We start from the raw sequence: 1,506 nt of genomic DNA, 5'->3' as shown, positions 1-1,506 counted from the left end.
TGTTAGAAACCATTTAAAGTGTCTGTATTCTCACCAATAAAAATGTCTGGTCTATGGTCTATGATGCGCATCAACATCATGGACTGGATATGAATCGAGATGCTGATCACTATGTCTGACAAGGAAATACAACGTCTTGCTGTCCTGCAAGACGTTCGAGATCAACGTATTACACAAGTCCGTGCTGCAGAAATTCTGAATCTTTCAACCCGTCAAATTACCCGGTTATTGCAGAAGCTCAAGCAAGATGGTATTTCAGGCCTGACACATGCCAGTCGTGGTCAACCGGGCCATCATCGCCATGATGAGTTATTAAAATCGCAATGTCTTTCCATTATTTCTGAACATCTGCTTGGATTTGGACCCACCTTGGCGCATGAAAAGCTCAGCAGCATGTTTGCCCTAGATATTCCGGTAGAAACGGTTCGTCGCTGGATGACGGCCAATGAGCTCTGGATTCCTCGATCCAAGCGACTGAAACGTCCATATCAGCCACGCTATAACCGTGATTGCTTCGGTGAGCTGATCCAGATTGATGGCTCATATCATGACTGGTTTGAAGGACGAGCCGCCAAATGCTGCTTACTGGTTTATATCGATGACGCGACTGGAAAGCTGCTACATCTGCGCTTTTGTGAGGCTGAAACGACCTTTGATTATATGCTTTCAACCCGAGCCTACATTGAACAATACGGCAAGCCTCTGGCCTTTTATAGCGATAAACACTCGGTATTCCGAGTCAATCAGAAATCGAGCCAAGACAGCAAGATCACGCAATTTGGGCGGATTCTGAACGAGTTAAACATTGATATTATCTTCGCCAATTCCCCACAGGCCAAGGGTCGCGTAGAACGTGCCAACCGAACCCTTCAGGACCGTCTGATCAAGGAAATGCGCCTGGAAGGCATCGGTTCGATTGCAGAAGCCAATGCATGGCTACCCTGCTTTATTGAGCATTTCAATCAGAAGTTTGGCAAATGTGCGAGAAATGCAAAGAATTTACATCGGCCATTAACCGAATTTGATCTTGAACTGGATGATATTTTTACCTGGCAGGAACCGCGTAATGTCACCAAGAATCTAACCTTGACGTATGACAAATGTATTTATATGCTTGAACCGACTGAATTGAACCAGAAATTAGTTGGACAATACATTTCATTCTTGGAATATCCGGATGGTACTGTGGCTCTCATGCATGAAGGTCGGAAGATCAACTACAGCATCTTCAATAAATTGGCTGGGCTACAGCAAAATGAGATTGTTGAGAATAAACGGTTGGGTTCAGTTCTGGCGCATATCCAGCAGCAGCATGAAGAATTGGAAAAACAGAATAAACGTTCCCGGGCCAAGAAAAGTATGCCGAGTCGTAAAGCTCAGAAAGCTGTTATTGAACAAAGAAACTTAAATCCTGTTCTTGACTCTTGCAGTTAAAAACAGGACATTTTAAATGGTTTATCGCATAGACATTTTAATTGGTGAATAACAGAGAGCTGTAAGCCCAAA

Annotated in this window: 1 protein-coding gene; it reads left to right on the top strand. The window is 43.8% G+C overall.

Annotated features, from left to right (window positions below):
- The first annotated feature begins 99 nt into the window (after window positions 1-99).
- Complete coding sequence (locus WAE57_RS15740) at window positions 100-1,434, top strand: ISNCY family transposase (RefSeq protein ID WP_337711296.1); 1,335 nt, start codon at window positions 100-102, stop codon at window positions 1,432-1,434.
- The last annotated feature ends 72 nt before the right edge of the window (window positions 1,435-1,506 follow it).

Origin of the sequence: Acinetobacter sp. NS-4, from assembly GCF_037402435.1 — a bacterium.
In the GTDB taxonomy this organism is placed as follows: domain Bacteria; phylum Pseudomonadota; class Gammaproteobacteria; order Pseudomonadales; family Moraxellaceae; genus Acinetobacter.
The sequence above is the reverse complement of the archived record's forward strand: the minus strand, read 5'-3'. Positions and strand labels throughout refer to the sequence as shown.

Excerpts from the sequence above, each read along its gene's own strand:
- WAE57_RS15740 (WP_337711296.1), top strand. The coding sequence starts at position 100 with ATGCTGATCACTATGTCTGACAAGGAAATACAACGTCTTGCTGTCCTG.